Consider the following 25148-nt stretch of genomic DNA (forward strand, 5'->3'; position numbering starts at 1 on the left):
CGCGCCGGCACAAGGCAGATGCCGTCAGCGGCTTTCCGGCCGTTGCCTTGCGTACAATGTCAGTGCGATGAGAGAGGGGCGGTCAGAGCAGGCCGGTTCGGCCCGTTCCTGGACGCTCGGCGCCTTTGCCGTGCGCCACCCAAGCCAGTTCCGCCCTGCCGCCGAGATGCAGCTTCTCGTAGACGTGATGCAGGTGCATCTTCACCGTGCCTTCGGATAAATGCAGCCGCTGCGCGATGGTCTTGTTGCGCAGCCCGCGCGAGACGAGATCGGCGATCTCGGTCTCCCGCCCGGTCAGCCGGGACATTGGTTGCGGCTGCGACCCGGGCATCAGCAGTTGCTGGACGATCTTGTTGTCGATCCACTTCTTACCCGCCGCCACCGCATTCACGCATTCGACGAGAAAGCGGTGGCTGATGCCGTCCAGAAACAGGCCGTCGACGTCGAGCGTCTGTATTTCCCTGACATCGAGCCTACCGGTTGGCTGCACGATGAAGATGATGCCGAGAGCGCTGTTGCCGGCCTTCAGCCGTGAGGAAAGACCTGATGTCTGCTGGTCCGCGAGATCCACGCCCACGATGACGATATCAGGTTGATGGCGCTCCACATGAGCGAGAACGTCCACAGGGCGGCGGCACTGGGCGACAACATCGTGTCCAGCCTTCTGCAAAACCCATTCCAGACCGGCGAGATATACCCCTCGCGGGTCCGCCACGACCAACGTCGACATGCGAACACCGTCCGTAAAAAACGCAACGAACTTGGTTAAGTACCCGTAAAATCAGGAAACCAGAGCCTAGGCCTATTGTCAAGTAATAGCTAATATACATGTTGCTATAATGACAATCCGCCGTCTGCCAGGCGGATCAGCGGACATCTCGCATCGCACTTGGGCGGGAAGCTGGCTAGCTGCCCTTCCTGGCCGCTATCACCATGAAATCGCTTCCAAGCGTGACGCTTTGCAGCCGACGATATTGACCTGCAATGCGTACTTCGCGGAGATGCCAACAGCTGTTTCACTACCCCGGAACTGCGCGGTGAAAGGCGAACCTATGATATGCCTGTCACTTCAAGGTTCTACCGTCCCTTGCCGCGCGGCCCAGTCGTACGGGTACAGGCAGTAAAAATAGCCGGTGCGCTCGGTTGCGATGTATTTCAGATGCGTGCCATTGGGCAGCCAGACGATGTCGCCGGGGCGGCATTCGTGGCGGCCGTCATCCAGTTCGATCGTCAGCGTGCCTTCATGGATGAACAGCACCTCGTCATAGGTCACGGTCCAGTCGATCGAGGCGTTCTCCAGATACTCAATGCCACCGCCCATGGTCCGGCTGATCTCGGCATTGATCACGCGCGCGATCGACGACGTTCCGGTCGGCGTGACTGATGGCTTCAGAGTCAACTCGCTGTGCTTGAAAACCCTGGCCTTGGACATTGTCATCCTTTCTTTGCGCGAAGATTGGCTTTGGAGGGAGTGACGCCGGACGGAGCCAGCCCGGCGAGCCATCTCGTCACCGGATCCAGCTTGCGCCCGGCATGTTCGAGATCGTCGCGCCGACGCACCGCGCCACGGACGAAATGCGCACCGACGAAGCGAAAGGGTTCGGGCGGGAAACCGCGCGCCACCGGACGCACCAGCGCCGAATGCGTCAGTTCCGATTCGCCGTCAGTCAGCAGGCCGGTGAGGATCTCGCCGCCGATATAAGCCATTGTCGTGCCATTGCCGGAAAAGCCATAGCCGTAGACGACATCGCGGTTGGCGGGCAAAGCGCCGAACAGCGGGACGCCGCTGACCGTCCGGTCGATCGGGCCGTTCCACGATGTCTCGAGCGGGAAATCGGCGAGCGCCGGGTGGCCATCCCGCAGCGCGCGACGCATTTCGGCGACCCGTGGCGACAGGCCATGGAAACGCTGGTCGACGATGCCGCCGAAGCCAATGACGCCACCGCTGACGCCGACGGACAGCCGACCATCGCGCGTCGGAGACCAACCGCCAACGAAGACGCGGGAATCGATCATCAGCGGCGCCCGGCGGTAGCCGACCTTGTCGAGAAGGTCTGGAATGGGCTGTGACATGGCGTCGTCGCTGGAGATGTTGAAGATCGCAGGGGCCAGTTCCGGAATCGCGCCGGACCAAGCATTCATGGCAAGCACGACCTTGCCGCAGGACACAGTTCCTTTCGCCGTTTCCACCGTGAGCTTGCCACGTCGCGAAAACCGCTTCATCGGCGACTTTTCATAGATCCGAACGCCGCGGTTCAGCGCTGCACGACGCAGGCCGCGCACCAGGAACCCTGGATGCACAGTTGCCGACGAAGCGTCGAACGCACCGCCAAGGTGGCTCGTCGTACCGGCCATCGCCGCGATCTCCGGGCGCGAAACTCGCCGCGCCGGGACGTAGCCGTGCGCTGCCAGCTTGTTTAACGCGTCGTCCCAGGCGCCAAGCTGTGCTTCGCACGTAGCGCCCCAGATCCAGCCGATGCGATCGAACCAGGCGTCGATTGCCTCGGCCTTGCAGAAAGCCTCGATGCCGCCGATCGCGGCTTCGGATGCCTTGATGATCGAAAGCGCGTCGTTTCCGTCGCGCAGCGCGGCAAGCGCGCTGTATTTGGTCCACGCCGAAAGCACCATTCCGGAATTGCGGCCGCTCGGGCCACCACCACAAATGTCGCGCTCTACAATGACAACGTCGAAGCCTGGATTGTGCTCCTTGAGGCGAATGGCGGTCCACAGTCCGAGATACCCGCCGCCGACGATGCAGATGTCGGCCTGCGTTGTCTCTTCGAGCGGAGGCGCCAGGTCCGGGTCCTCGGGCAATGCCTGCCGCAGCCAATGGCTCCGCCAGCGGATGTCTTTTTCCGGCAACTGCATCACGATGCGCCTGCCGCGGACAGGCGGCGCTCCACCAGCCTGACCCAAAGACTGGCGCCCATCGGCAGGATAGCGTCGTTGAAATCGTAATTGGTGTCGTGCGCGGCGGCCTGGTGCGCGTCGTCCGCCTGGCCAAGCAAGAAATAGCAGCCCGGCCGCTGTTCCAACATGTAGCAGAAATCTTCAGAACCCATCTCGGGAGGCGGATCGACGACGAGACGTTCCGAGCCCATCACCTCGTTCGCAATCGCGATCATCGCGTCGGCTTGCGCCGGAGTGTTGATCGTCGGCGCGAAGGGCGTTTCGTAGCGAATATCGACGCTGGCGCCAAAAGCTTCAGCCTCGTTTTTCGCGATGCGGCGGATTGCCATCTCCAACGTCTTTTGAACCTGATGGTCGAAGGTGCGCACGGTGCCGGTCAGAAACGCCGCATCGGGGATGGTGTTGAAGGCTTCGCCGGCGCGCAGGCTGCCAACGGTGACGATTGCCGGAGAGTGCACATCGGTCAGGCGACCGGGCAGGGCTTCGATTGCCAGCAGGATGCGCGCGGCGACGGGGAGTGGATTGATCGCCAGATGCGGCATCGCCGCGTGGCCGCCCCTTCCATGGACGACCATCTCGAAGCGATCGGCCGCCGCGGCCACCGTTCCGCGGTGGACGGCGATCTCGCCGAGAGGCCGTTCGCAATTGTGCAGCGCGTAGACTTCATCGCAAGGGAAACGCTCGAAAAGGCCATCATTCAGCATGGCGAGTGCCCCACCTCGACCCTCCTCGGCCGGCTGGAAAATGAAATGCACGGTACCGGCGAAGTTGGGCGAGCGGGCAAGCGCCGAGGCTGCGCCGAGCAGCATCGTCGTGTGACCGTCATGGCCGCAGCCATGCATCCTCCCGGGAATGCGGGATGCATGCGGCAGCGGCCGCGCCTCGGTCATCGGCAGGGCGTCCATGTCGGCTCGGATGCCAAGACTGCGACCAGCGCCGAGCCTGCCCCTGAGCGTGCCAACGACACCTGTCCGTCCGACGCCTTCGGTCGTCTCGATGCCCCACGAGCGCAGTTTGTCCGCCACGAAACGCGCCGTCTCGAACTCTTCGAAGCCGAGTTCTGGATTGGCATGCAGATGCCGCCGCCAGGTCGTCATCTCGGTCTCCAACTGCTGTACCGATGGAACCAGTCTCATGCCGATGCCCTTGCGCGGAGAGTTTGCGAGCGGCCCTGAAGGATGGCGATGACACCAAGCAGGGTCGCAGAGAATGCGATCAGCAGCACAGCGACGGCCGCGATGGCAGGGCTGATGGATTCGCGAACCCCGGAGAAGATCATGCGAGGCAAGGTTCGCTCCGCGCCTGTCGAGAGGAAACTTGCGACGACGACTTCGTCGAAAGAGATGATGAAGGCGATGATGGCCCCTGTAATGACGCCCGGCGCTATCAGCGGCAGCACTACCTTGAAGAATGTGCGGATGGTGCCGGCGCCGAGCGATGCGGCCGCGCGAACCAATGTCCGGTCGAAGGTCGAAAGGCTGGCGACGACAGTCGTCAGCATCACAGGCACGGCCATCGCCGTATGCACCAGAATGATGGATAGCTTGTTGCCGACGAGTCCCAGTGTGGCGAAGAATGAAAAAGCCGCGACGCCGACGATGACAACCGGCGTCACCAAGGGCGCGGCGATGATCGCGTAGAGGATTCGCTTGCCGGCAAAATCGCCCCAGGCGAGCCCGATCGCCGCCGGTATGCCGAGCAGCAACGCCAGGACCGTGGTGGACAGCCCGATGACGACCGAGTTCCACAGCGCGTTCGGCCAGCGCTGGTCGACCCACAGTTCGGCATACCAGCGCAGCGACCAGCCCGGCGTCGGAAATGCCAGCGAATTGCTCGAGGTCAGCGACATAGGGATCACGATCAGCAGGGGCAGGATGATGAACGCCAGCAACGTCGCCGCATAAGCATACATCAGCCACTTCCGGAAGCGGTCGGCGCTCATGCGACATGCGCCTTGCGGCGGAAGAGGACGGACGCCGTCCAGAACAGCAACGCAAACAACACGAGGATCATCAGCAGTTGCAGCGAAAGCGCTGCACCCATGCCCCAGTTCAGTGTGCTGTTCGTGTAGAAAGCTATGTAGCTGGAGATCATCTGGTCGGTCGGCCCGCCGACAAGCGTCGGGGTGATGTAGTAGCCAAGTGCGAAGACAAAAACGATCGCCCCGCCGGACAGGATCCCTGGCAGGATCAACGGTAACTGCACGCGGCGCCACGCCGTGAGCCACGGCGCACCCAGCGACAGTGCCGCGCGCATGTAGGTGGTCGGAACCCGCCGCATGACAGCGACGACGGAGAGCACCATCATAGGCAGCAGAACCTGAACCATCGCCAAATAGAGCGAAAAGCGGGTGTAGATGAGGTCGAGGGGTTCGCTGACGATACCCAATCCGAGCAGAGTGGAATTCACGGGGCCGTTCTTCTGCAGCACGATGATCCAGATGACGGTGCGCACCAGCAGCGACGTCCAGAGCGGAAACAGGATCAACGCGAACATCAGCTTCGACCACGCCGGGGGCGCGCTGACAATTGCCTGCGCCAGCGGCACGGCGAGCACCGCGCAGATGACGGTCACCACGATGCTGATCCAGATCGTACGCAGCAGCGCGTCGACGAAGATGGCGCGGTCGGCGGAAACGGCTTCGATCGAATTGTCCGCGCCTCGCTTCAGGTCCAGGCTCGCAAGCAGATAATAGTCCGTTCGCGCGCTTTGCTGACGCGCTATGACCTGCCAGAGATCGATGTTTTTCCAGCCGCCCTGTTTGGAGAGCACCTCGTCGCGCACGGGACGCATAGTGAGTTTGCCGTCGGCCGCATCCTTTGCCGTCTTGATGACGAGGAAACGGCTGCCGACGACGCGCTGGTTTACTAGTTGCGCCAGGACGCCTTCCTTCCCGGCGCGCCGCGCGTCGGCCAAATCCTCGACGAGTGCTGCAAAGACGGGTTCGCCAGGCAGGCCGCTATCTGCTTTCCAGCCCGCCAGAGCGGCAATTGTACGCGGCAGGTTGTTCGAGAAATCCGAGTTGTCGACGGCCAGAGCGAGGAAGCGCGCTACCGGCCAGAGAAACAGAATGACGACGAATAGAATAAGCGGGGCCGTCAACAGGGCGAGCATGCCGCCCCGTTGGCGCCGCTTCATAGCCGGCTTTGTCCCGACCAACATGCCTGGGTTACTTCGCGAGCCAGGCCTTGAAGCGTTCTTCCAGTGCTTCCTTGTGCTCGGTCCAGAAGTCGTTGTCATAGGAGGCGCCGTACTGAAGGTGCTCCGGCGACGTCGGCAGGTTGGCCTTCCAATCCGCGGGAATGAGGTCGGCGGCTTCCTTGCGGCCGGTGCCATAGGCATAGAGTTTCGAGAAGCCGGCCTGGTTTTCAGGGATGGAGAACCACTTGAGGAGATCCAGCCCGGCCTGCTGGTGCGGCGCGCCCTTCACCACGGCCCAGTAGTCGGTGCCATAGAAGAAGCCAGCGTCCCATGCGATCGCATAGGGCTTCTTCTCGTTGATGGCTTCGTTGGTGATGCGCGCATTGAACCCGTCGCTGAGAGCCACTTCACCACTGTCGAGGTTCTGGATGCCCTGCGTCGTTGTGGACCACCAGACGACGTTCGGCTTGATCTTGTCGAGCATGGCGAAAGCCCGATCGACACCTTCCGGCGTGGCCAGCACCTTGTACATGTCCTCGCGTTTCACGCCGTCGGCCATCAGCGCATTTTCCAGCGTGAACTGTGCCTGCTGGTAAAGCCCGCGCTTTCCCGGAAATTTCTCGACGTTCCAGAAATCCGCCCAGCTCTTCGGCGCGGCGTCACCTTTGTAGACCTTCGTGTTGTAGGCGAGGACCGTAGCCCAGGTGTCGGATGCGACGCCGCATTCGTGCAGGGTGCCTGGAAGATAATTCGCCGCGTCGCCGGTGATCTCGGGCGTCAGCGGGACGAACAGGCCTTCGGCGCAGCCGACTTCCATGGCGGGCGCTTCGACCGAGACGACGTCATAAGTGATGTTGCCTGCCTGCACCTGGGCACGCACCTTGGCGACCTCGCCGCCCCACTCTTCCATGACGATCGGGACCCCCGTCTGTTCGGTGTACTTGTCCCAGACTCCATCCTTGTAGGCCTTGTCCCATGTACCCCCCCAGCCGACCACCGTGACGGGGTCGGCCGCGGACGCGGCCAAAGTCGAGGTCGCGAGGCAGATCGCGGCGGCAGATACGGCTTGCAGATAAGTCCTCATTGCAGTTCCCCTTTCTTATCGTTGTAGATTTGATCAAATTTCAAACGCAAAATGGATTGATTAGCAACAGGAATTTGCGATAGGATGCAAAAAAGTTGAAAATACGAGGGGATTTGATCGAATGCTGCAAGGCACTACAGACGTGCGCGCCAATGTCAGTCTCGCTGCTGTTCTGGACGAGGCCCGACAGCGTTTCGCTGACGCCAACCCGAACAGCCTGGCGCGTCAGAACGAGGCCGCGGCATCGTTGCCGGGCGGCAATACGAGGGCTGTTCTATGGTATCCGCCGTTCCCCGTATCGTTTGTTTCCGGCGACGGCTGCAGGGTCACCGATCTCGACGGCCATACCTATGTCGACCTGGTCTCGGAATACAGCGCCGGTTTTTACGGCCATTCCGACAAGGCGATTTCGGCAGCCCTTGTGGACGTAATACAGGGCGGCATCATGCTGGGCGCCCCCAACCGCTACGAAGCGCGCCTTGCAGCGGCGGTGGTCGACCGTTTTCCAGCCATAGAGCGCGTGCGCTTCTGCAACTCGGGCACCGAGGCGAACATCATGGCGATTTCCGCCGCTCGCGCCATCACAAAGCGTTCGAAGATACTCGCGTTCCGCGAGGGCTATCACGGTGGCGTACTCACCTTTGCGCATGGCGGCTCACCGCTCAATCTACCGTTCCCCTTTGTCTTCGCCGACTACAACGATAGTGCAGGCGCCGTGGCGCTCATCAAGGAACAGGGCGACGAGCTTGCCGCGGTGATCGTCGAGCCGATGATGGGCGGCGGCGGCTGCATCCCGGCGACGCGTGAGTTCCTGGAAGCGCTGCGCGCGGCGACGAAGGAGACCGGCGCGCTGCTGATCTTCGACGAGGTGATGACCTCGCGCCTCGACTACCGCGCGCTCCATGGCGCACATGAAATCTTTCCCGATTTCGTGACGCTCGGCAAGTATATCGGCGGCGGCGCCAGTTTTGGCGCATTCGGTGGACGCGCCGACCTCGTCGATCGCTTCGATCCGGCTTTGCCCGGTGCGTTCTCGCATGGCGGGACGTTCAACAACAATATTCTCAGCATGGCTGCTGGCTTCACCGGTCTGACCGAGGTGCTGACGCAAGAGGCGAGCCGCGCCATCAATGCGCGCGGCGACCGCCTGCGCGAAGCGATGAACGTCTCCCTTGAAAGGCATGGCGTCGAGGGCATCGTCATAGGGCGAGGGTCTTTGATGAACCTGCATTTCGTGGAGGGGCCGGTGGACACGCCGGCGCGGCTCGACGACGCCGATCCTTCGGTGATTGCGCTTTGGCATATCGAAATGCTGTTGCGAGGGTACTACGTGACGCCGCGCGGCATGCTGGCGTTGTCACTGCCATTTGGCGACGCCGAACTCGACGGCTTCGCCGGCGCATTCGACGATTTCCTGTCGAGCAACCTCAAAATACTGCCGCGCCGGACAAACTGATGCTCGATCGCAAGAATGCCAGTGCCGGCTCAGCCGCGCAAAAGACAGCTCATGTTCGTGTCCATACGGGCTTGAAGGAAGCACTGATGAACGGTGACTTCCTGCCCGGCCAAAGACTGGTCGTGCGACAGCTTGCCGAACAGTACCGGACCAGCGCCATGCCGGTGCGCGAGGCCTTGCGGCAACTCGTCAGCGACGAGGCGATGTTCGACCACCCAAATCGGGGCGTCATCGTCCCCGAAGCCACGGTGGCGCGTATTTCGGATCTGGTGCGTGTGCGCTGCAGCGTCGAAGGAACGGCGGCCGAGTGGGCCGCGACGACCATCACGCCCGAAGAACTCGATGAATTGGCGAAGCTGAACGGGCTGATGCGCGAATGCGTCGAGAGCAATGTCATGGCTAGCTATCTCGGCTTGAACAGGCGCTTCCATTTCACGATGTACCATGCCGCGCGGTCACCTCTCATCCAGCAAATCATCGAGAAATTGTGGCTGCAAGCAGGACCGTTCTTGAACATCGTCCGCTCGGACGTGACCTACGGCCTGGGCCTGGACCATCATGACGAAATGCTCGCGGCGCTGCGTCGCGCCGATGGCGCGGCTGCGCGCAAGGCGCTGGTGGCCGACCTGCGCGAGGCCGCCGACATCATTCTTCGCGCCGCCGCGGCGGCTGAGGCTCAGCCTGCGCGCAAACGCCCGGCTTCGGCACGCCGTGATCCCAAGGCGCAGGCGCGGTGATGGGCGGATCCCCGCGTGGCCCGGTTCATGTCGAGTTTCGTGGCGTCAGCAAGCGCTACGGGCAGACGGTCCAGGCGGTGCGTCAGCTCGACCTGGAAATCATGCGCGGCGAATTCCTGACGCTGCTGGGGCCTTCCGGGTCTGGCAAGACGACGGCGTTGATGATGCTTGCGGGGTTCGAAGATACGACCGAGGGCGAAATCCTCATTGACGGTCAGCGCATCGACAACGTTCCCGCTAATCGTCGCGGCATCGGCATGGTGTTCCAGAACTACGCGCTTTTCCCGCACATGACGGTCGCCGAAAACCTGGCTTTCCCGCTCGAGGTCCGCAAACTTGGCCGCGACGAGGTGACGCGACGTGTCAGGAACGTTCTCGACATGGTCCAGTTGCCCGAATTCGGCAACCGGCGTCCGGCGCAGCTTTCGGGTGGGCAGCAACAACGCGTCGCGGTTGCCCGCGCCCTGATCTTCGAACCAAATCTTGTCCTGATGGACGAACCGCTCGGCGCCCTCGACAAGCAATTGCGCGAGCAGATGCAGTTCGAAATCAAGGATATCCATGCCCGGCTCGGCGTCACGTTCGTTTATGTGACACACGACCAGACCGAGGCGCTGACCATGTCGGACCGGATCGCGGTGTTCAGTGCCGGCCGCATCGAGCAGCTTTCGACACCACGCGAACTGTATGAGCGTCCGACGGGCAGCTTTGTGGCGAGCTTCATCGGCGAGAACAACCGCATGTCCGGCACCGTGCTTGCCGGCGGTGAAAACGGTGGCGTGGCCGTCCATCTCGACGATGGCGATCTGGTGTTGAACGCCATTTCCCCTGGCGCGACGCCCCCTGCGGGTGCCAGGGTGACGCTGTCGATCAGGCCCGAGCGCATGTCCTTATTGCACGATGGCTCCACCGCCCTCAACGTGATTGCGGCAACCGTCGTTCAGTCCGTCTATGTCGGGGATCACATCCGGCTCGTCGCTGTGACGGCGGGCGGCCTGAAATTCATTGTCAAGCTTGCCGCATCGTCGTCTCGGTCCGAACTCAATGCGGGCGAGGCGGTTCGATTGGGCTGTGGTCGCGAGGATTGCCTCGCGCTCGATAGATAACAACAAAAGGCAGACAAGGGAGAGTTCAACCATGAAGAAATCGCCGAAAGTCGTTATCACCTGTGCGGTCACCGGTTCGATCCACACGCCGACGATGAGCCCGTATCTGCCGATAACGCCGTCCGAGATCGTCGACGCCGCCGTCGGAGCAGCCGAAGCCGGAGCGTCGGTGATCCATCTGCATGCCCGCGATCCGGAGACCGGCAAGCCTACCCCTGATCCAAAGCTGTTTATGGATTTCCTGCCGCGCATCAAGCAGCAGACCGACGCCGTGATGAACATTTCCACCGGCGGCGGGCTGAAGATGACCCTCGAAGAGCGCCTTGAAGCCGCGCACGCTTCGAAGCCGGAACTCTGCTCGCTCAATATGGGATCTATGAATTTCGCCCTGCACCACATCGCGCCGAAATACACCGACTGGAAGTACGACTGGGAGAAGGGCTACCTGGAGGACACAAAGAAGGGCATCGTCTCCAACACGTTCGAGCAGATCGAGCGTATCATCGTCGAAGTCGGCCAGGCCTATGGCACGAAATTCGAGTTCGAGTGCTACGATGTCAGTCACCTCTACACGCTTGCGCACTTTCTCGACCGCAAGCTGCTGAAGCCGCCGCTTTTCGTCCAGACGATCTTCGGGCTGCTGGGCGGACTCGGCGCCGACCCAGAAGACATGATGCACATGCGCAGGACGGCTGATCGGCTGTTCGGAGACGACTATCTCTGGTCGATCCTTGCCGCGGGCAAGCACCAGATAAATCTCTGCACGATGGGCGCGATCATGGGCGGCAATGTACGGGTCGGTTTGGAAGACAGCCTCTATGTCGGCAAGGGCACGCTCGCTAAGAGCAATGCCGAACAGGTTGCCAAGATAAAGCGCATTCTCAACGAGTTGTCGCTCGAAATCGCGACGCCCGACGAAGCCCGTCAACTGCTGGATCTCAAGGGCGCAAACGAGGTCGGGTTTTGACGCCCGGCATCGAAACCTATGTCGGCGTCGTGCATCCTTGGATGTGCGACGCGATGGGCCATCTCAACGTTCGTCATTATGTGGCGATGTTTGATGACGCCAGTTTCCAGTTGCTGGGCAGGATTGCCGATCCTCGTTTGACGCCGACCCTCGGCTGGGCGGATGTGAGGATGGAGATCGACTACGTGCATGAAATCGCGGCGGGAACTCTGGTCACCGTTCGCAGCGTTATAGAAAAGCTTGGGAAATCGTCGCTGACTTATCTGCATGAAATGCGCGGTACGCTGGACGGAGTCCTGCATGCGCGCATGCGCACCGTAACGGTGCGCTTCGATCTTCAAGCGCGGAGCAAGATCGAGATCGAAGGCGAAGCCCGGCAGGCGAGCGCGAAACTCCCGAGGGGTGAAGCCGATACGCGTGGGTGACGGCGAGAATATCTGGTGACGGCATCGTTAGCCGCATTGGCCTCACTGAGCGAGATGCTGTAGGTCGCTGAAGGTTTCTACTCGCCCTAGGAAGGTCAGATATAGCCGCTATCGCACAGGACATAGTGGGGTTTGAAGTGGTAGCGGGAGAGCGCTACCGCCTTTCCCCCACTCATCGCACTACCAGTTCCGGCTTCGCTGCTATGGCTGAGCGAAGTGGCGGCGAGATTCATGGTTTGCGGTCGGCGGGAGCTCAACGATCGGCCCGTTCCCGAAGATGTCACTCGTCCGTTTGGATAAGATCGGGTCAGGCAGGGTTGTTCGCGTTCACATTTGGTTGCAGTGCAACAAGTCAACGGCGCTTGGTCTTGACAAATCAAGCGAACAATTGTCCCAAGGGGTTTGATGAGAAACGTTGACCGAATCTCGATTGCAGGAAGTGCGCCGTTCCGGGCGATGCTTGCGGTCGTATTTGTGGTCTTGTCTTCTCTCCAGCCAGGCCTTTTCGCAAGCGCGAACGCCACCGGCTTTCATAGCGACGCCGGGGTGGCACTCCAAATCGAGGAATCTGCACACGACATCGGCGGCCACGTTGGCGACCACAAGGATGCGGTCGCAGCAGCCAAAACGGGTGTGGACAAGAAACATCCCGGTGGTGAGAAATCGGCAAATGAGAGCTGCGAGGTCCACTGCGCGCAGGTGTATGCAGTGCCGGTCGACTGTCCTGAGCTGGACCGCATTGTCACCCGCTGTTTTCCGCCTGCCGTTGCCGAAGTGTTGCCAGGCGGCGAGTATACGGCGCACATAAGGCCTCCCAGACCCCTGAACTGACGCCGCCCCATCGAGGGCGTTCGCGAGCAGCGTGCGGATACGTTCCGGCGCGGCTTAACGCACACGTTTAGCTTCAGGTCTACAATGAAATTCGCAAGCCTCGCGATGCTCGCATCGCTTTTGGTTGCCGGATGCGCGGTAACCAGCCCACCGACCGTCCTTCCAGCTTTCAATCCGGCTGATCCCGTGATGGGCATCCGTGACGCGCACTATCACCCGGTCGTCGCCAATTACCACCAGCGGGAGCCCGTCGATCCGCAGAACTGGCGGCGTCTCAATGAAGAACGGTCCCCTGCAAAAACGGGAGCCGGGTCATGAAGCGGCGGTTTCTGAACATAGCTGCGGCCATAGCCATCTCGCTAATTGCTGCCGGATGTGCCACCACCGCCGGCCCTGACGACGTTTCCGACCCCGTCGCTGGCTTCACGACAGTCGCGGCACGCGCCGGAGCTGTGACCGGCAAGAGAACGGTTTGGGTGCGTTCCCGCGAGGAAGCGCAGGCTCTTTCCGTGCAAGTAAAGAGCCTGGTGCGGAAGAAGACCATTGGTCCGGACGTCGCGGTGCAGGTCGCCCTGCTCAACAACAAGGGCTTGCAAGCGGCCTACGCCGAGATCGGTCTGTCGGCGGCCGATGTCTGGCAGGAAGGGATGCTCGTCAATCCGACAATCTCGGTTGGAACGATCGGCATCGATCCCGTACGCACGATCGAGGGGGCGGTTGCCAGCAACATCCTTGCGCTGATGACCCGTCAGCGACGCGTCGCGGTCGCGGATACGCGCTTCCGCCAGGCCCAGCTCCGCGCCGCCGAAGAAACGCTACGACTGGCCGCGGACACGCGGCGGGCCTGGATCAATGCTGTCTCGGCCCGGGAAAGCGTTTCCTATCTCAATCAGGCGCAGGCCGCCGCCGACGCTGCGTCCGAACTCGCTCAGAAACTAGGCGAGACCGGCGCTTTCACAAAAACCGGCCAAGCCCGCGAACATGTCTTCTATGCCGAGATCACTGGTCAGGCGGCGGAGGCGCGGCTCGCCGCCCGGGCGGCCAAGGAAGAGCTCACCCGGCTGATGGGTCTATGGGGACCAGACGTCGATTACTCAGTCCCCGACACTCTTCCAGCCCTGCCGAAGGGCGCCAAGGCCAAACGCGCGATCGAGGGGGAGGCGCTAAAAAACCGCGTCGACCTTGAGATCGCGAAGCTTGAGCTGGAAGCGTTGGCGAAATCCCACGGCCTGACCGAGGTGACGCGCTACGTCACCGATCTCGAACTTCTCTCCGGCGTAGAGGTGGAACGGGAGGAGTCGGAAGAGGACGGAACGGAGACGAGTGTCTCCCCTACTCTGGAACTCGAGTTTGTCATTCCGATTTTCGATACCGGCAAGGCCCGCATGCGCAAGGCCGAGCTTGCCTACATGCAAGCCGCAAACCGGATGGCGGAGAAGGCGATCAACATCCGGTCCGAGGCCAGGTCCGCCTATGACGCCTACCGCTCGACCTATGACATCGCTCGGCACTATCGCAACAGTGTCGTGCCGCTGCGAACAAAGATCGAGGCGGAGTCGGTCCTCACCTACAACGGCATGATTACCAACACGTTCGAGCTTCTGGCGGACACCCGCGCGAAAATCAGCTCGATCATGCTTTCCCTCAACGCCAAGCGCAATTTCTGGCTGGCAGACGTCAATCTCGGAACTGCCATCCATGGCGGCGGCGCAAGCGCGCCCGGGGGCGGCGACGCACCGGCCGCGGCCGAAGCCGGCGCACAAGGCCACTGAACTCAAGGAGAAGAAAATGCTTTCAAGACGTCAGTTGCTAAGCGCGGGAGCCCTGCTCGCCGGCGCCACGGCATGGACCAAGACCTCGGCGATGGGTTTGCCGGACGCGGCGGTAATGGAGTCCCCGGACATGCAGCCACCGTTATTTCCGACGAGCGGCCCGGACTACCAGCCGGTGGTGACGCTCAACGGCTGGACGCTGCCGCACCGCATGAACAACGGTGTGAAGGAATTCCACCTTGTCGCCGAAGCGGTCGAGCGGGAACTGGCGCCCGGATCGACTGCCTATCTTTGGGGTTATAACGGTCAGTCCCCCGGGCCGACCATCGAGGCGGTCGAGGGCGATCGGGTCCGCATCTTCGTGACCAACAAGCTGCCGGAGCACACCACAGTGCATTGGCACGGCATGATCCTGCCCAGCGGCATGGACGGCGTGACCGGTCTTACCCAACCTGGAATCCCCCCCGGTAAGACCTTCGTCTACGAGTTCGACCTCGTGAAGAGCGGCACCTTCATGTACCACCCGCACGCCGATGAAATGGTCCAGATGGCGATGGGCATGATGGGCTTCTTCGTCATCCACCCCAAGGACCCGAAATTCATGCGGGTGGACCGCGACTTCGTCTTCCTGCTGAACGCATTCGACATCGAGCCCGGATCCTACGTCCCGCGCATCATGGAGATGACGGATTTCAATCTCTGGGCCTGGAACAGCCGCATCTTTCCGGGGATCAGTCATCTTCCAGTGGCTAAGAACGACCGGGTCAGGGTCCGGGTCGGCAACCTGACGATGACCAATCATCCGATCCACATGCATGGCTACGACTTCGAGGTGACCTGCACCGATGGCGGCTGGGTCCGCCCCGAGGCGCGGTGGCCGGAGGTGTCGATCGACATCCCCGTCGGCGCCATGCGGGCGTACGAGTTCGAAGCCAAATACGAAGGCGACTGGGCGATCCATTGCCACAAGTCGCATCACACGATGAACGCCATGGGCCACGACGTGCCTACGCTTATCGGTGTCGATAACTCGAAGGTCACCGACAAGATCCGCCGGGTGCAGCCCGAATACATGGCGATGGGTGACCGCGGCATGGCCGACATGGGCGAGATGGAGATGCCGCTTCCGGACAACACCGTTCCGATGATGACCGGCTGGGGCCAATTCGGCCCCATCGAGATGGGCGGCATGTTCTCGGTCGTGAAGGTGCGCGAAGGCCTGTCCGCGAACGATTACGCCGATCCCGGATGGTACAAACATCCGGAAGGAACCGTGGCTTACGAATGGACCGGTGATGTTCCGGCCCCCACAAAGTCAGGCGACGCAAAGACGATGGCCCCGGCAGTGCACGGCGGTCACGGCAAGCAGGGATGACAAACCGAACCCCCTCAACCCCAACAAAGAGAGTGTGCAGCATGAAACAAATGATCGCAGCGGCCATTTTGATGGCGATCAATTCCGGAGCAGCTCTTGCCAGTGGCACCCACGCCGGAGGCCATGGAGACAAAGCTGCCACGATGCCGATCGGTAACCCTGGTGAGGCCGGCAAGGCCAAGCGGACTGTCAGCATCTCCATGTCGGAGAAGGACGACGGGACGATGTTGTTCCAACCGGCTGTGCTCAAGGTGAAGAAGGGTGAAACCGTTCGCCTGAAGTTCGTCAACAAAGGCAAAATTGACCACGAATTCGTCATGGACGTCCATGAAGGGATCATGGAGCACAAGGCGCTGATGGAGAAATTCCCCGAGATGGAGCACGCCGATCCCAACGCGATCCGGCTGGCGCCCGGTGCCAGAGGCGAGATCATCTGGACGTTCGCCAATGCCGGCGAGTTCGGTTTCGCCTGCCTGGTCCCGGGTCACTACGATTCCGGCATGAAGGGCGACATCACCGTCGCCAACTGAGTCAGAAACGCGAAGGAAGCAACCATGGCACTATTGGTAAAAGTACTATCGACACTCGCGCTCGTACTCGCCATTGGCGGGAGCGCGCTTGCGCAGGAATACGTGAAGGGCGAAGTCATCAAGGTCGACGCCAAACAGAAAAAGCTGACGATCAAACATGAGCCGCTGACGAATCTCGACATGCCCGCGATGACGATGGTGTTCGTCGTCGCGGAGGACGGCATGCTCAAGAAGGTCAAATCGGGTCAGGCGATCGAGTTTACAGCCGACCGCGTCAACGGACGCATCACGGTCACAGGTATCAAGTGATCCGGGACTAGCGCCGCGGGTTGAAATCAACCCGCGGCAACGCTCCGATCGGGCAATGCCATGAGCACGGGTGCCAGAATAAGGGGGCGGCGCAGAATGTAATCCAGAGATTTTCTTTCCAATCATCACGCTCGGAGCGGCTCAGAGGCATCACTATAGGATATTTTCGCGTACCCACGCTCACGTAAGCCGGGGAGGCACAGCGAACGCCTGCACGATGCCTACCGGTATCTTCATACCTGATGGCGCCACTCGCGTCTGTCTGCACGCTGAGCTTGACCGACGTCGCATCGGGAAAAATGGCGGTGTAGAAGACCAGTTGCTCCGCCGCTATCGAGGGCGTAGCCACCAAACGCCGGCAAAAAATGCAATGGCGCGCATGTCCTATTCCCGAGGATGGGACAGAATACTATCATCTATCGCGCCTATGTTCGAGTTTGCCGGACCAGCGGCGCATGGGAAGTGTTTTCCAAGAGCGCATATCGCCCCGAGCGATTGCGTTTCCAGATCTCCACTCACTCTCATCCTTGAAGATTCGGATCAGAATCGGATCGGCCGGTGTCATTTTCCGCCTGCCCATATCGCTGACGAGGCTTGCATTGATTGGCCGGTTTGCCTTGTCCGCGATGCGGCGGGCAAAGGCAGCTGTAATTGCGAGTTCAGGATGGTACTGGTGGGGTTTAGAACCCCGAGACAAAATACCTTTATTATCAATCAGTTAGAAGAATCAGGATTGTCTAGGTAGGTTTCTCCAAACCTTCTCGCCAAAAAATATACATTGATATCAGACGCTTATGTGGCAGTGATGGTAGCGGGAGAGGGACTTGAACCCCCGACCCCAGGATTATGATTCCCGTGCTCTAACCAACTGAGCTACCCCGCCAGGGCGGCGAAAGGCCCGAAATCCGCCTCAAATCGAAAGGCATGTCGGGGGCGTTCGCCAAGGTCGCGCGGATATAAGGTTGGGAGGGTGAGCCTGTCAAGCTTCGAAGCAACCGGCTTGCCGGCTTATCGTCATTATCGAAAAAGCTTTGCCACGCGGACATTTGGTTGCCGCCGCCGGGGTTGAGTTCGAAGGGGCACGTCGCTATGTCTCGGCCACGAGTTTTTAGAGTTGAAACAGATGAAGCCGCGCATAGCAGTCCTCGGTTGCGGATACTGGGGCAGCAACCACATCCGCACTCTCAAGGCGCTCGGCGCGCTGTACGCGGTCTCCGACACCAACCGGGCCCGCGCAGAAGGCTTCGCCAGCGAGCAGGACTGCCTGGCGATCGAGCCGGACCAGCTGTTCGTGCGTGACGATATCGACGCCATCGTCATGGCGTTGCCGCCGCAATTCCATGCCGACCTTGCCGTGCGTGCCGTCGCGGCCGGCAAGGACGTGCTGGTGGAAAAGCCGATCGCTCTGACTGTGGCGGATGCCGAGCGTGCGGTGCAGGCGGCCAAGGACAATGGCCGCGTCTTCATGGTCGGCCATGTCCTGCGGTTCCACCCTGCCTTCGAGACGCTGAAAGGGCTGATCGACAAGGGCGAGCTCGGCGAAGTCCGCTACATCCACTCGCACCGGCTCGGCCTCGGCAAGTTCCACACAGAGAACGACGCGCTGTGGGACCTGGCGCCGCACGATCTGTCGATGATCCTGGCGATCACCGGCACGGAGCCGATCGAGGTGCGCGGCGAGGGGGCCGCCCTGCTCGACAATCTCAGCGACTTCGCGCATCTGCACATGCGCTTCCCCAACGGCCTGCGCAGCCATCTCTTCACCTCGCGTCTCAATCCCTATCGGGAGCGGCGGCTGACCGTGGTCGGCACCAAGGCGATGGCGGTGTTCGACGATGTCGAGCCATGGGAACGCAAGCTTGCCGTCTACCGCCATGCAGTGTGGCAGGACAGCGGCCAATGGGCCTTCACCACCAATGAGCCATCCTATGTCGCGGTTGCCCAGGGCATGCCGCTGACACGCGAGCTGGAGCATTTCATCCAGTGCATCGAGACGCGTGCCGAACCGCGTACCAGCGGCGAGGAAGCGATCAGGGTGCTACGCATCCTGACCGCCGGCACGGTCACCCACACCAAGTCCAATTCCTGAAACGCGGATTATTCGGCGGGAATCTTATTCCGCGGGAATCTGGGCCGGCCGGGCGGCAAGCCGGGTCAGCATGGCCTCGGCCTCGGCGCCACGCTCCGAACGCTCGATGAAGCCGCCGCCGAACACGCGAGCTTCGTTGCCGTCATCGGAGTAGAGCACGCAGGCCTGGCCCGGCGCGATGCCGGATTCGCCGTCGACCAGTTCCACCCATGTGGCACCGGCACGATGATGCAGCACGGCCGGGCGCGGCGGCCGCGTCGAGCGGACCTTGGCGAACAGCTCCAGGCCGCCTGCAGGGACGTCTGTGAGCGGTCCGTCGCCCAGCCAGTTCATATTGCGCAGATAGATCTTGTGCGTCTCCAGCGCCTCGCGCGGGCCAACCACGACGCGAGCGCGGTCGGCATCGAGGTGGACGACGTAAAGCGGCTCGCCGGAAGCGATGCCGATGCCGCGGCGCTGGCCGATCGTGTAGCGCAGGATACCCTCATGGCGGCCGAGCACGCGGCCGTCGATGTGGACGATGTCGCCCGGATTGGCCGCAGTTGGCTTCAACTTGGCGATGATGTCGGAATACTTGCCCTGCGGCACGAAGCAGATGTCCTGGCTGTCCTGCTTGGCGGCAACCGCCAGCCCCATCTCCTCGGCGATGGCGCGAACCTGAGGCTTCGACAGGCCGCCGAGGGGAAAGCGCAAATAATCGATCTGTGCCTGCGTGGTGGCGAACAGGAAATAACTCTGGTCACGGTCGGCGTCGACCGGCCTGTAGAGCGCGCGGTGGGCGCCGTTGGCGCCGGAACGGATGTAGTGGCCGGTGGCCAGCGCGTCGGCGCCGAGCTCCTTGGCGGTGGCTAGCAGGTCGGCGAACTTCACCGTCTGGTTGCAGGAAACGCACGGGATCGGCGTCTCGCCGGCGACATAGCTCTCGGCGAAGGGATCGATGACCGCCTTGCGGAAGCGTTCCTCGTAGTCGAGCACATAATGGGGGATGCCGAGCGTCTCGGAGACACGGCGGGCATCGTCGATGTCCTGCCCGGCGCAGCATGAGCCGGCCCGGTGCGTCGCCGCGCCGTGGTCGTAGAGTTGCAAGGTGACGCCGACGACGTCGTAGCCCTCGCGTTTCAGCAGGCCTGCGACGACAGAGGAATCGACGCCGCCCGACATGGCGACGACGATGCGGGTGTTTTCGGGACGTCCGGGAAGATCGAGACTGTTCATGATGCTTTCGTTCTGCGCGGCGCCTCAATGCCAATGTCGAGAATATAGGTCAAGCTTTACCGGCGCGCCAGCGTGCAGGGCGATTCACCGGTTGCGGCCGATCTCCGCCAAGGGATGCATTTTCCCGGCAAATCAGGGTTTGCGGGCAGATGTTTCAAATGCCGGCGAAAAGACTAACGCGGCGTTCATGATCCTTACCTAGTCATTAGGGTCTGCTTAGGCAATTTTTAAAGCTGTGGCGGTAACGTGGCGGGGATTGGGTCTTTGAGTTTTTTGTAGAGAGTACGATGACCGATCTGGTTAGACCGAGAGTCAAATATGTTATCGGGCCTGACGGCAGCCCTCTTACGATTGCCGATCTGCCGCCGACCAATACACGTCGCTGGGTTATCCGGCGTAAGGCGGAAGTGGTTGCGGCCGTGCGCGGCGGGCTTTTGAGCCTGGACGAGGCATGCCAACGCTACAAGCTCACCACCGAGGAATTCCTGTCCTGGCAGGCGTCGATCGACGAATATGGCCTTGCCGGGCTGCGCACGACACGCATCCAGCAATACCGGCACTGACATTGCGAATTTAGACGAAGGGCGCGGCTAACCCCGCGCCCTTCTGTTTTCACCGTTCCCGCTCAGAGCGATAGCACAACCTTGCCGATCGGCTTGGTGGCGAGGAAGGCGTGAGCGGCCCCCGCCTGGTCCAGCGGGAAGCTCTTCGCCACATGGACGGCGAGCTTGTTGGCATCGATCAACCGAGCCAGTTCCACCAGGCCCTCCCTGTCGGGCACGACGGACATACGCTCGACCCGAATGTCTCGCGCGCCGGCCTGGGCCCTGGTGTTGTCGCTGACATCGAGCAATGACACCAGCACGCCGCCACGCCTGAGCACCTTCAGCGAGCGTTGGGCGTGGTCGCCGCCCATTGGATCCAGCACCAGATCGATGTCGCGAACCTGATCGGTGAAATCGCCCTTGGTGTAGTCGATGACCTCGTCGGCGCCGAGTTCGCGGACGAAATCGAGCTTGCCCGGGCTGGCCGTGGCGACAACGTAGGCGCCGCGCGCCTTGGCGATCTGCACCGCCAGATGACCGACGCCGCCGGCTCCCGCATGGACCAATATGCGCTGCCCCGATTTCAGTCCGCCGTGGCGAACAAGCCCTTGCCAGGCGGTGAGGCCGGCCAGCGGCAAGGCGCCTGCCTTGAGGTGGTCCGCGCCCTTCGGCTTCAGTGCGATTTGATCGGCAGGCACGGCAGCCAGCTCGGCATAGGCCGCCGCCTGCTTGGGGAAGCGCGGCATGCCGAACACCTCGTCGCCGATCTTGAAGCCGGTGACGCCGGCGCCGAGTGCTTCGACAGTTCCCGAGATATCCCAACCCAGGATGTAAGGCGGCTCGCCGAGCAAGGGGTAGTAGCCGGCACGGACGGCGCCGTCGACCGGATTGATGCCTGCGGCCTTGACGCGGACCAGCGCTTCGCCGGCCTCTGGCGTGGGATCCGGCTGATCGGCGATGACAAGGACGTCGGGTCCGCCGACGGAATTCTGGATAACGGCACGCATTGAGATGTCTCCTGCTTGGTTGGTGCCACTATCATTTGGATAGTAATATCCCCTTGTCCAGTATGTACCTTCCTGATATATACGCACCTCATGGATAGTGAAGATGATTGCGGTTTCGGCTATGACGCGTTCCGGCGAACGTGCCCTTCGCACACCGTGCTGGAGATGCTGGCCAGCAAATGGGTGTATCTGGTGGTTTGCGCGCTACGCAAAGGCCGGCTGCGCAATGGCGAGCTTGCCCGGAAGCTCGAGGGCATCACGCCGAAGATGCTGACGCAGACGCTGCGGGTGCTCGAGCGCGACGGCCTGGTGCGGCGCGAGATTTTCCCGGTCATTCCGCCGCGCGTCGAATATGAATTGACCGAGCTCGGCCAGAACCTGGCGGGGCTGCTTACCCAGATCAGGTCATGGGCGGAGCAGCATGCGCCGGATATCAAGGATGCCCGTGCAAGGGCAATTGCCGAGAGTGAAGGGGATTGGGCCGCGTAGGGCGGGTTCATTTTTCCCGCCGGAGCCGCAAGCCGCGACAATGCGCCAGCCTGATGGCGAGCGTTGGTGCGGCAAACCGCCAGGTCTTAGCCGATCATGGCGCTGCGGCCACCGACTTCGGCTTCGCGGATCTTCGTGTCGCGCGATTCCAGCATTTCCGCCTTGGAAAGCTCCGCTTCAGCTTCGCCGAGTAATGATTCGGCGGCGCTTCGCTGCTGGGCGAGGTCGCTTTGGGAATTCCTGAGGTTGTCGCGGCGCAGGCGAGCCGCCTTGGCGAAGGTCGGATAGGCGAAATGGTTGATGTCTGTGATGCCGGCCTTCTTTTCCTCGGCGGTGATCTGAAGCTCCAGCTCGACGGCCATGCGTTCGAACTCGGCGATCATCATGTCGAGCTGCAGCAGCTGCCGCCGCTTCTCATTCACCTGAAACTGTTTCAGCCGAACGAGGTTTTCACGTGACTTCATGATTCGGTACTCCCGGAAACGCACACCCGCACTTATCGTCCAAACCACCTGGAAACGCCCAGGCCGCACCCGTGTCCACCGCCTTTCCCCGAACTATGGGAAACAAAACCCTAAAGTTTTTTGCCGGCGGTAACCATTCGTTTACGGGCATTGTTAATCATACGGGTCAGGACTTAAGGCCGGGTAAAAATTCCGGCCACCGATGCGGAAGCGACGTCGATGAGTCCCTGGAGTCGCTTAGTTCAGGTTGTTAATGTGTTGCATTAGGAATTTGGTTCTAAGATTCGTTATTAGATTCAAGAGGGTGTAGAAAGAGGTTAAAAAATCTGGTACCGTCATGGACGGGAAATTAGGATTTGTTAACCATTCAATGGCAGCCTCTGCACAAGGCAACCACTGCTCCGGGTCCGGACGGGTCGTGAAATGGTCCGGCAGCAGAAAAGGGGAATGAAATGCGTGTTCTGCTGATAGAAGATGACAGTGCAACCGCACAAAGCATCGAACTGATGCTGAAATCGGAAAGTTTCAACGTCTACACGACCGATCTCGGGGAAGAGGGCGTCGATCTAGGCAAGCTCTACGACTACGATATCATTCTTCTCGATCTCAACCTGCCTGATATGTCGGGCTACGAGGTCTTGAGAACGCTTCGCCTTTCAAAGGTCAAGACACCTATTCTCATCCTCTCCGGCATGGCCGGCATCGAGGACAAGGTGCGCGGCCTCGGCTTCGGCGCGGACGACTACATGACCAAGCCGTTCCACAAGGATGAGCTGGTTGCCCGCATTCATGCCATCGTGCGGCGCTCCAAGGGCCACGCCCAGTCGGTCATCACCACCGGCGACCTGGTGGTCAACCTAGATGCCAAGACCGTCGAAGTCGGCGGCCAGCGCGTGCACCTGACCGGCAAGGAATACCAGATGCTGGAGTTGCTTTCGCTGCGCAAAGGCACCACGCTGACCAAGGAAATGTTCCTCAACCACCTCTATGGCGGCATGGACGAGCCTGAGTTGAAGATCATCGACGTCTTCATCTGCAAGCTGCGCAAAAAGCTCGACGCGGCATCGGGCGGTCAGAACTACATTGAAACGGTCTGGGGGCGCGGCTATGTGCTGCGCGAACCGGAAGACATTCGCGTCAGCGCCTGAGCGACGAATCGCTCGAATCTTTTCCATAAAAAACCCGGCTTCGGCCGGGTTTTTGCATGACGGCTGGTAAGGGTCTGTTTTGGGCTGCTGAGCAAGAAACCCGTCACGCACTTTTTCTGGAATTGCTCAAGGATGCCGAATCAGGTGCGCTCTTCAAGGTGCGAAAGCGCTCGAGCAGCTGCGGGCGATTGAACGGCTTCAAGAGATAGCCCTGGGCGCCGGCGCGCTTGGCCCGCATGATCGAAGCAATATCGAGCTCGACAAGGGAAATCAGGATCTGCGGCCTTATCGGGCTCTCCATGGCGCGGACGCGACGGATGAGATCGACCGCCGGTACGTCGGGCAAGGCGCCATCGACGACGATGATGTCGGGCATGTCGGCGGCGCACATCTCCAGCGCGTCAAGTCCGCTGGCGGCCTCGATGACAATCATTTCGGAGCCGCCCAGGATGCGTTTTGCAACCTTCCTGATGACGCTTGAATCGTCGACGAACATGCAGCGTTTCATTTCCGGGTCCTCTTTGCCTTCTGGCAGTCCGGTAGCGTCGGGGGCATCCAGGACGCACCATAGGCCAATCTGGTAAAGAAGCCGAAAAGGCGTTAGGTAAAATTTTTTACAAATAGGCAGGTGCCTACTTTTATTCGCGAATGCTTTGGCGCTGCCTGGACGACCAGACGCATCTCAAGTCGATGAGCTGGAATTACAGATTTCAATGTAGAAATACTTCGCGCTATCGGCTGCGCAATCAGGCCGCAGAAAGCACGATTTCTTCCGGCGTCGCGTGGATCGATATCGTCATGCCGGCTTCGCGCGCCAGAAGCAGCGTGTAGTAGGGCTGCACGGAATGCGCGTCGATCGGTTCCTCCGGCTTGTGGCCGGAATGCAGTTCGAGGAATTTCGGCGGCACACGCAGCATCGGGCCAGCCGATGCAAGCGCGAAACGAGGTTCGGTCTCAAGATTTTCCAGCGTCACGGAAAGCTTGCCGCCGCGCGGAATGGCGGCATTGGCGACGAGGATCAGGTTGAGCAGCAGCTTGACCTTGTTCTTGGGCAGCAACGCGCGGGGCCCGTTCCAGGTCAGTTCCGGCTTTTCGTTCTTGAGGAAGGCGATGGCGACCGCTTCGGCATCGCCGGTATCGATCAACATGCCGGCCGAGCCGGCGGCACCGAAGGCGATGCGGGCGAACTGCAGGCGGGCCGAAGCGTTGCGGGCGCTCTGGCGGATCAGCTTCATGGCGTCCTCGTCGGCGCCGCCTTCATCAAGCAATTCGAGCCCGTTGTTGATCGCGCCGACCGGCGAGATGATATCGTGGCAGACCCGACTGCACAAAAGCGCTGCCAGATCGGGTGAGGAAAGGGTGAACAGATCGGCCATCGGCGAAAAATCCCTGCAAAATCTCACAACTCATGGCCGGGCGATCGATCGTCGCCTGCCACACGAATCACACACTATCTCCTCGGGCTTTCTGAATACACAGCGCCCGTGCGTGCAGCAACAAATCCAAATTGTGGTTGTGGCAAATGGCGTGTTCACGCAGGCTGCCGGC

General features: G+C 61.2%; 27 protein-coding genes and 1 tRNA gene. 15 read left to right on the plus strand and 13 right to left on the minus strand.

Annotation, left to right across the window (positions count from 1 at the left end):
• Positions 1-82: 82 nt before the first annotated feature.
• The 7 genes from EOB80_RS03875 to EOB80_RS03905 all read right to left on the minus strand — a co-directional run bounded on the left by EOB80_RS03875 (position 83) and on the right by EOB80_RS03905 (position 7135).
• Positions 83-730 (minus strand): response regulator transcription factor, encoded by a 648-nt coding sequence (locus EOB80_RS03875; RefSeq protein ID WP_127326729.1) that lies wholly within the window; start codon positions 728-730, stop codon positions 83-85.
• Between the two features lie 339 nt (positions 731-1069).
• Entirely contained in the window at positions 1070-1432 is a 363-nt protein-coding gene (locus EOB80_RS03880) for an AraC family ligand binding domain-containing protein (protein ID WP_164762505.1), read from the minus strand.
• Positions 1433-1434: 2 nt separating this feature from the next.
• A complete protein-coding gene (locus EOB80_RS03885; RefSeq protein ID WP_127326731.1) occupies positions 1435-2868 on the minus strand; it encodes an FAD-binding oxidoreductase in 1434 nt (477 codons plus the stop codon).
• Positions 2868-4046: a M20 aminoacylase family protein gene (locus EOB80_RS03890; RefSeq protein WP_127326732.1), complete on the minus strand. Its 1179-nt coding sequence runs from the start codon at positions 4044-4046 to the stop codon at positions 2868-2870. The genes EOB80_RS03885 and EOB80_RS03890 overlap by 1 nt, the downstream gene beginning before the upstream one ends.
• Positions 4043-4852 (minus strand): ABC transporter permease, encoded by an 810-nt coding sequence (locus EOB80_RS03895; RefSeq protein ID WP_127268148.1) that lies wholly within the window; start codon positions 4850-4852, stop codon positions 4043-4045. Before EOB80_RS03895 ends, EOB80_RS03890 begins: the two co-directional genes overlap by 4 nt.
• Positions 4849-6048 carry an ABC transporter permease gene (locus tag EOB80_RS03900; protein WP_164762506.1) on the minus strand — a complete coding sequence of 400 codons (1200 nt, stop codon included), beginning with the start codon at positions 6046-6048 and terminating at the stop codon, positions 4849-4851. The genes EOB80_RS03895 and EOB80_RS03900 overlap by 4 nt, the downstream gene beginning before the upstream one ends.
• 31 nt (positions 6049-6079) lie before the next feature.
• Positions 6080-7135, minus strand: coding sequence for an ABC transporter substrate-binding protein (locus tag EOB80_RS03905; protein ID WP_127326734.1), 1056 nt, complete (start codon positions 7133-7135; stop codon positions 6080-6082).
• A gap of 121 nt (positions 7136-7256) precedes the next feature.
• On the opposite strand from EOB80_RS03905, the gene EOB80_RS03910 reads away from it, so the two are divergent.
• From EOB80_RS03910 to EOB80_RS03960, 11 genes are all read left to right on the plus strand, one after another.
• The gene (locus tag EOB80_RS03910) at positions 7257-8591 is read left to right on the plus strand and encodes an aminotransferase class III-fold pyridoxal phosphate-dependent enzyme (RefSeq protein ID WP_127326735.1); all 1335 of its coding nucleotides are present in this window, start codon (positions 7257-7259) and stop codon (positions 8589-8591) included.
• Positions 8591-9328, plus strand: coding sequence for a GntR family transcriptional regulator (locus tag EOB80_RS03915; protein ID WP_127270373.1), 738 nt, complete (start codon positions 8591-8593; stop codon positions 9326-9328). Before EOB80_RS03910 ends, EOB80_RS03915 begins: the two co-directional genes overlap by 1 nt.
• Complete coding sequence (locus tag EOB80_RS03920) at positions 9328-10434, plus strand: ABC transporter ATP-binding protein (RefSeq protein ID WP_127326736.1); 1107 nt, start codon at positions 9328-9330, stop codon at positions 10432-10434. The genes EOB80_RS03915 and EOB80_RS03920 overlap by 1 nt, the downstream gene beginning before the upstream one ends.
• 31 nt (positions 10435-10465) lie before the next feature.
• Positions 10466-11401 (plus strand): 3-keto-5-aminohexanoate cleavage protein, encoded by a 936-nt coding sequence (locus EOB80_RS03925; protein WP_127326737.1) that lies wholly within the window; start codon positions 10466-10468, stop codon positions 11399-11401.
• Positions 11398-11826, plus strand: coding sequence for an acyl-CoA thioesterase (locus tag EOB80_RS03930; protein ID WP_127317815.1), 429 nt, complete (start codon positions 11398-11400; stop codon positions 11824-11826). The genes EOB80_RS03925 and EOB80_RS03930 overlap by 4 nt, the downstream gene beginning before the upstream one ends.
• A 405-nt stretch (positions 11827-12231) precedes the next feature.
• Positions 12232-12657 (plus strand): hypothetical protein, encoded by a 426-nt coding sequence (locus EOB80_RS03935; protein ID WP_127317817.1) that lies wholly within the window; start codon positions 12232-12234, stop codon positions 12655-12657.
• 84 nt (positions 12658-12741) lie between these two features.
• Positions 12742-12975, plus strand: a complete 234-nt coding sequence (locus EOB80_RS03940) for a hypothetical protein (RefSeq protein ID WP_127326738.1) — start codon at positions 12742-12744, stop codon at positions 12973-12975.
• Positions 12972-14429 carry a TolC family protein gene (locus EOB80_RS03945; protein ID WP_127317821.1) on the plus strand — a complete coding sequence of 486 codons (1458 nt, stop codon included), beginning with the start codon at positions 12972-12974 and terminating at the stop codon, positions 14427-14429. Before EOB80_RS03940 ends, EOB80_RS03945 begins: the two co-directional genes overlap by 4 nt.
• 16 nt (positions 14430-14445) lie before the next feature.
• The gene (locus EOB80_RS03950) at positions 14446-15804 is read left to right on the plus strand and encodes a copper oxidase (protein ID WP_127326867.1); all 1359 of its coding nucleotides are present in this window, start codon (positions 14446-14448) and stop codon (positions 15802-15804) included.
• Positions 15805-15845: 41 nt separating this feature from the next.
• On the plus strand, positions 15846-16334 hold the full coding sequence (locus EOB80_RS03955; RefSeq protein WP_127326739.1) for a cupredoxin family protein: 489 nt from the start codon (positions 15846-15848) through the stop codon (positions 16332-16334).
• A gap of 24 nt (positions 16335-16358) precedes the next feature.
• Positions 16359-16643, plus strand: coding sequence for a copper-binding protein (locus EOB80_RS03960; protein WP_127317827.1), 285 nt, complete (start codon positions 16359-16361; stop codon positions 16641-16643).
• Positions 16644-17449: 806 nt separating this feature from the next.
• Here EOB80_RS03960 and EOB80_RS03970 read toward each other — a convergent pair.
• Positions 17450-17526: transfer RNA gene (locus EOB80_RS03970), tRNA-Met, on the minus strand.
• A gap of 240 nt (positions 17527-17766) precedes the next feature.
• Here EOB80_RS03970 and EOB80_RS03975 point away from each other — a divergent pair.
• A complete protein-coding gene (locus EOB80_RS03975) occupies positions 17767-18732 on the plus strand; it encodes a Gfo/Idh/MocA family oxidoreductase (protein WP_127317829.1) in 966 nt (321 codons plus the stop codon).
• A gap of 24 nt (positions 18733-18756) precedes the next feature.
• Here EOB80_RS03975 and mnmA read toward each other — a convergent pair whose 3' ends face one another.
• On the minus strand, positions 18757-19947 hold the full coding sequence (gene mnmA, locus EOB80_RS03980) for a tRNA 2-thiouridine(34) synthase MnmA (protein ID WP_127317831.1): 1191 nt from the start codon (positions 19945-19947) through the stop codon (positions 18757-18759).
• A 287-nt stretch (positions 19948-20234) separates the two neighbouring features.
• Between mnmA and EOB80_RS03985 the strand changes: the two genes are divergently transcribed.
• Positions 20235-20510: a DUF1153 domain-containing protein gene (locus tag EOB80_RS03985; RefSeq protein ID WP_013529904.1), complete on the plus strand. Its 276-nt coding sequence runs from the start codon at positions 20235-20237 to the stop codon at positions 20508-20510.
• A gap of 62 nt (positions 20511-20572) precedes the next feature.
• Here the strand turns inward: EOB80_RS03985 and EOB80_RS03990 are convergent, their stop codons facing one another.
• Positions 20573-21499, minus strand: a complete 927-nt coding sequence (locus tag EOB80_RS03990; protein WP_127326740.1) for an NADP-dependent oxidoreductase — start codon at positions 21497-21499, stop codon at positions 20573-20575.
• Between the two features lie 90 nt (positions 21500-21589).
• Between EOB80_RS03990 and EOB80_RS03995 the strand changes: the two genes are divergently transcribed.
• The gene (locus EOB80_RS03995; protein ID WP_023809911.1) at positions 21590-21988 is read left to right on the plus strand and encodes a helix-turn-helix domain-containing protein; all 399 of its coding nucleotides are present in this window, start codon (positions 21590-21592) and stop codon (positions 21986-21988) included.
• 86 nt (positions 21989-22074) lie between these two features.
• Here the strand turns inward: EOB80_RS03995 and EOB80_RS04000 are convergent, their stop codons facing one another.
• Positions 22075-22452 carry a flagellar export protein FliJ gene (locus EOB80_RS04000; RefSeq protein WP_013529907.1) on the minus strand — a complete coding sequence of 126 codons (378 nt, stop codon included), beginning with the start codon at positions 22450-22452 and terminating at the stop codon, positions 22075-22077.
• Positions 22453-22904: 452 nt separating this feature from the next.
• Here EOB80_RS04000 and ctrA point away from each other — a divergent pair, with 452 nt between their 5' ends.
• Complete coding sequence (gene ctrA / locus EOB80_RS04005) at positions 22905-23600, plus strand: cell cycle two-component system response regulator CtrA (RefSeq protein WP_006203583.1); 696 nt, start codon at positions 22905-22907, stop codon at positions 23598-23600.
• Positions 23601-23703: 103 nt separating this feature from the next.
• On the opposite strand, the gene EOB80_RS04010 is transcribed toward ctrA, so the two are convergent.
• Entirely contained in the window at positions 23704-24108 is a 405-nt protein-coding gene (locus EOB80_RS04010; protein WP_024504503.1) for a response regulator, read from the minus strand.
• 238 nt (positions 24109-24346) lie between these two features.
• The gene (locus EOB80_RS04015) at positions 24347-24976 is read right to left on the minus strand and encodes a histidine phosphotransferase family protein (RefSeq protein ID WP_127326741.1); all 630 of its coding nucleotides are present in this window, start codon (positions 24974-24976) and stop codon (positions 24347-24349) included.
• Positions 24977-25148: the final 172 nt, after the last annotated feature.

Source organism: Mesorhizobium sp. M7A.F.Ca.MR.245.00.0.0, from assembly GCF_003997415.1.
Taxonomy (GTDB): Bacteria; Pseudomonadota; Alphaproteobacteria; order Rhizobiales; family Rhizobiaceae; genus Mesorhizobium.

Coding starts and splice junctions, on each gene's coding strand:
- EOB80_RS03875 (WP_127326729.1), bottom strand. CDS start 730: ATGTCGACGTTGGTCGTGGCGGACCCGCGAGGGGTATATCTCGCCGGT.
- EOB80_RS03995 (WP_023809911.1), top strand. CDS start 21,590: ATGGATAGTGAAGATGATTGCGGTTTCGGCTATGACGCGTTCCGGCGA.
- EOB80_RS03955 (WP_127326739.1), top strand. CDS start 15,846: ATGAAACAAATGATCGCAGCGGCCATTTTGATGGCGATCAATTCCGGA.
- EOB80_RS04010 (WP_024504503.1), bottom strand. CDS start 24,108: ATGAAACGCTGCATGTTCGTCGACGATTCAAGCGTCATCAGGAAGGTT.
- EOB80_RS03935 (WP_127317817.1), top strand. CDS start 12,232: ATGAGAAACGTTGACCGAATCTCGATTGCAGGAAGTGCGCCGTTCCGG.
- EOB80_RS04015 (WP_127326741.1), bottom strand. CDS start 24,976: ATGGCCGATCTGTTCACCCTTTCCTCACCCGATCTGGCAGCGCTTTTG.
- EOB80_RS03890 (WP_127326732.1), bottom strand. CDS start 4,046: ATGAGACTGGTTCCATCGGTACAGCAGTTGGAGACCGAGATGACGACC.
- EOB80_RS03895 (WP_127268148.1), bottom strand. CDS start 4,852: ATGAGCGCCGACCGCTTCCGGAAGTGGCTGATGTATGCTTATGCGGCG.
- EOB80_RS03975 (WP_127317829.1), top strand. CDS start 17,767: ATGAAGCCGCGCATAGCAGTCCTCGGTTGCGGATACTGGGGCAGCAAC.
- EOB80_RS03880 (WP_164762505.1), bottom strand. CDS start 1,432: ATGTCCAAGGCCAGGGTTTTCAAGCACAGCGAGTTGACTCTGAAGCCA.
- EOB80_RS03925 (WP_127326737.1), top strand. CDS start 10,466: ATGAAGAAATCGCCGAAAGTCGTTATCACCTGTGCGGTCACCGGTTCG.
- EOB80_RS03900 (WP_164762506.1), bottom strand. CDS start 6,048: ATGAAGCGGCGCCAACGGGGCGGCATGCTCGCCCTGTTGACGGCCCCG.
- EOB80_RS03885 (WP_127326731.1), bottom strand. CDS start 2,868: ATGCAGTTGCCGGAAAAAGACATCCGCTGGCGGAGCCATTGGCTGCGG.
- EOB80_RS03920 (WP_127326736.1), top strand. CDS start 9,328: ATGGGCGGATCCCCGCGTGGCCCGGTTCATGTCGAGTTTCGTGGCGTC.
- ctrA (WP_006203583.1), top strand. CDS start 22,905: ATGCGTGTTCTGCTGATAGAAGATGACAGTGCAACCGCACAAAGCATC.
- EOB80_RS03940 (WP_127326738.1), top strand. CDS start 12,742: ATGAAATTCGCAAGCCTCGCGATGCTCGCATCGCTTTTGGTTGCCGGA.
- EOB80_RS03910 (WP_127326735.1), top strand. CDS start 7,257: ATGCTGCAAGGCACTACAGACGTGCGCGCCAATGTCAGTCTCGCTGCT.
- EOB80_RS03985 (WP_013529904.1), top strand. CDS start 20,235: ATGACCGATCTGGTTAGACCGAGAGTCAAATATGTTATCGGGCCTGAC.
- EOB80_RS03905 (WP_127326734.1), bottom strand. CDS start 7,135: ATGAGGACTTATCTGCAAGCCGTATCTGCCGCCGCGATCTGCCTCGCG.
- EOB80_RS03915 (WP_127270373.1), top strand. CDS start 8,591: ATGCTCGATCGCAAGAATGCCAGTGCCGGCTCAGCCGCGCAAAAGACA.
- EOB80_RS03950 (WP_127326867.1), top strand. CDS start 14,446: ATGCTTTCAAGACGTCAGTTGCTAAGCGCGGGAGCCCTGCTCGCCGGC.
- mnmA (WP_127317831.1), bottom strand. CDS start 19,947: ATGAACAGTCTCGATCTTCCCGGACGTCCCGAAAACACCCGCATCGTC.
- EOB80_RS04000 (WP_013529907.1), bottom strand. CDS start 22,452: ATGAAGTCACGTGAAAACCTCGTTCGGCTGAAACAGTTTCAGGTGAAT.
- EOB80_RS03990 (WP_127326740.1), bottom strand. CDS start 21,499: ATGCGTGCCGTTATCCAGAATTCCGTCGGCGGACCCGACGTCCTTGTC.
- EOB80_RS03960 (WP_127317827.1), top strand. CDS start 16,359: ATGGCACTATTGGTAAAAGTACTATCGACACTCGCGCTCGTACTCGCC.
- EOB80_RS03945 (WP_127317821.1), top strand. CDS start 12,972: ATGAAGCGGCGGTTTCTGAACATAGCTGCGGCCATAGCCATCTCGCTA.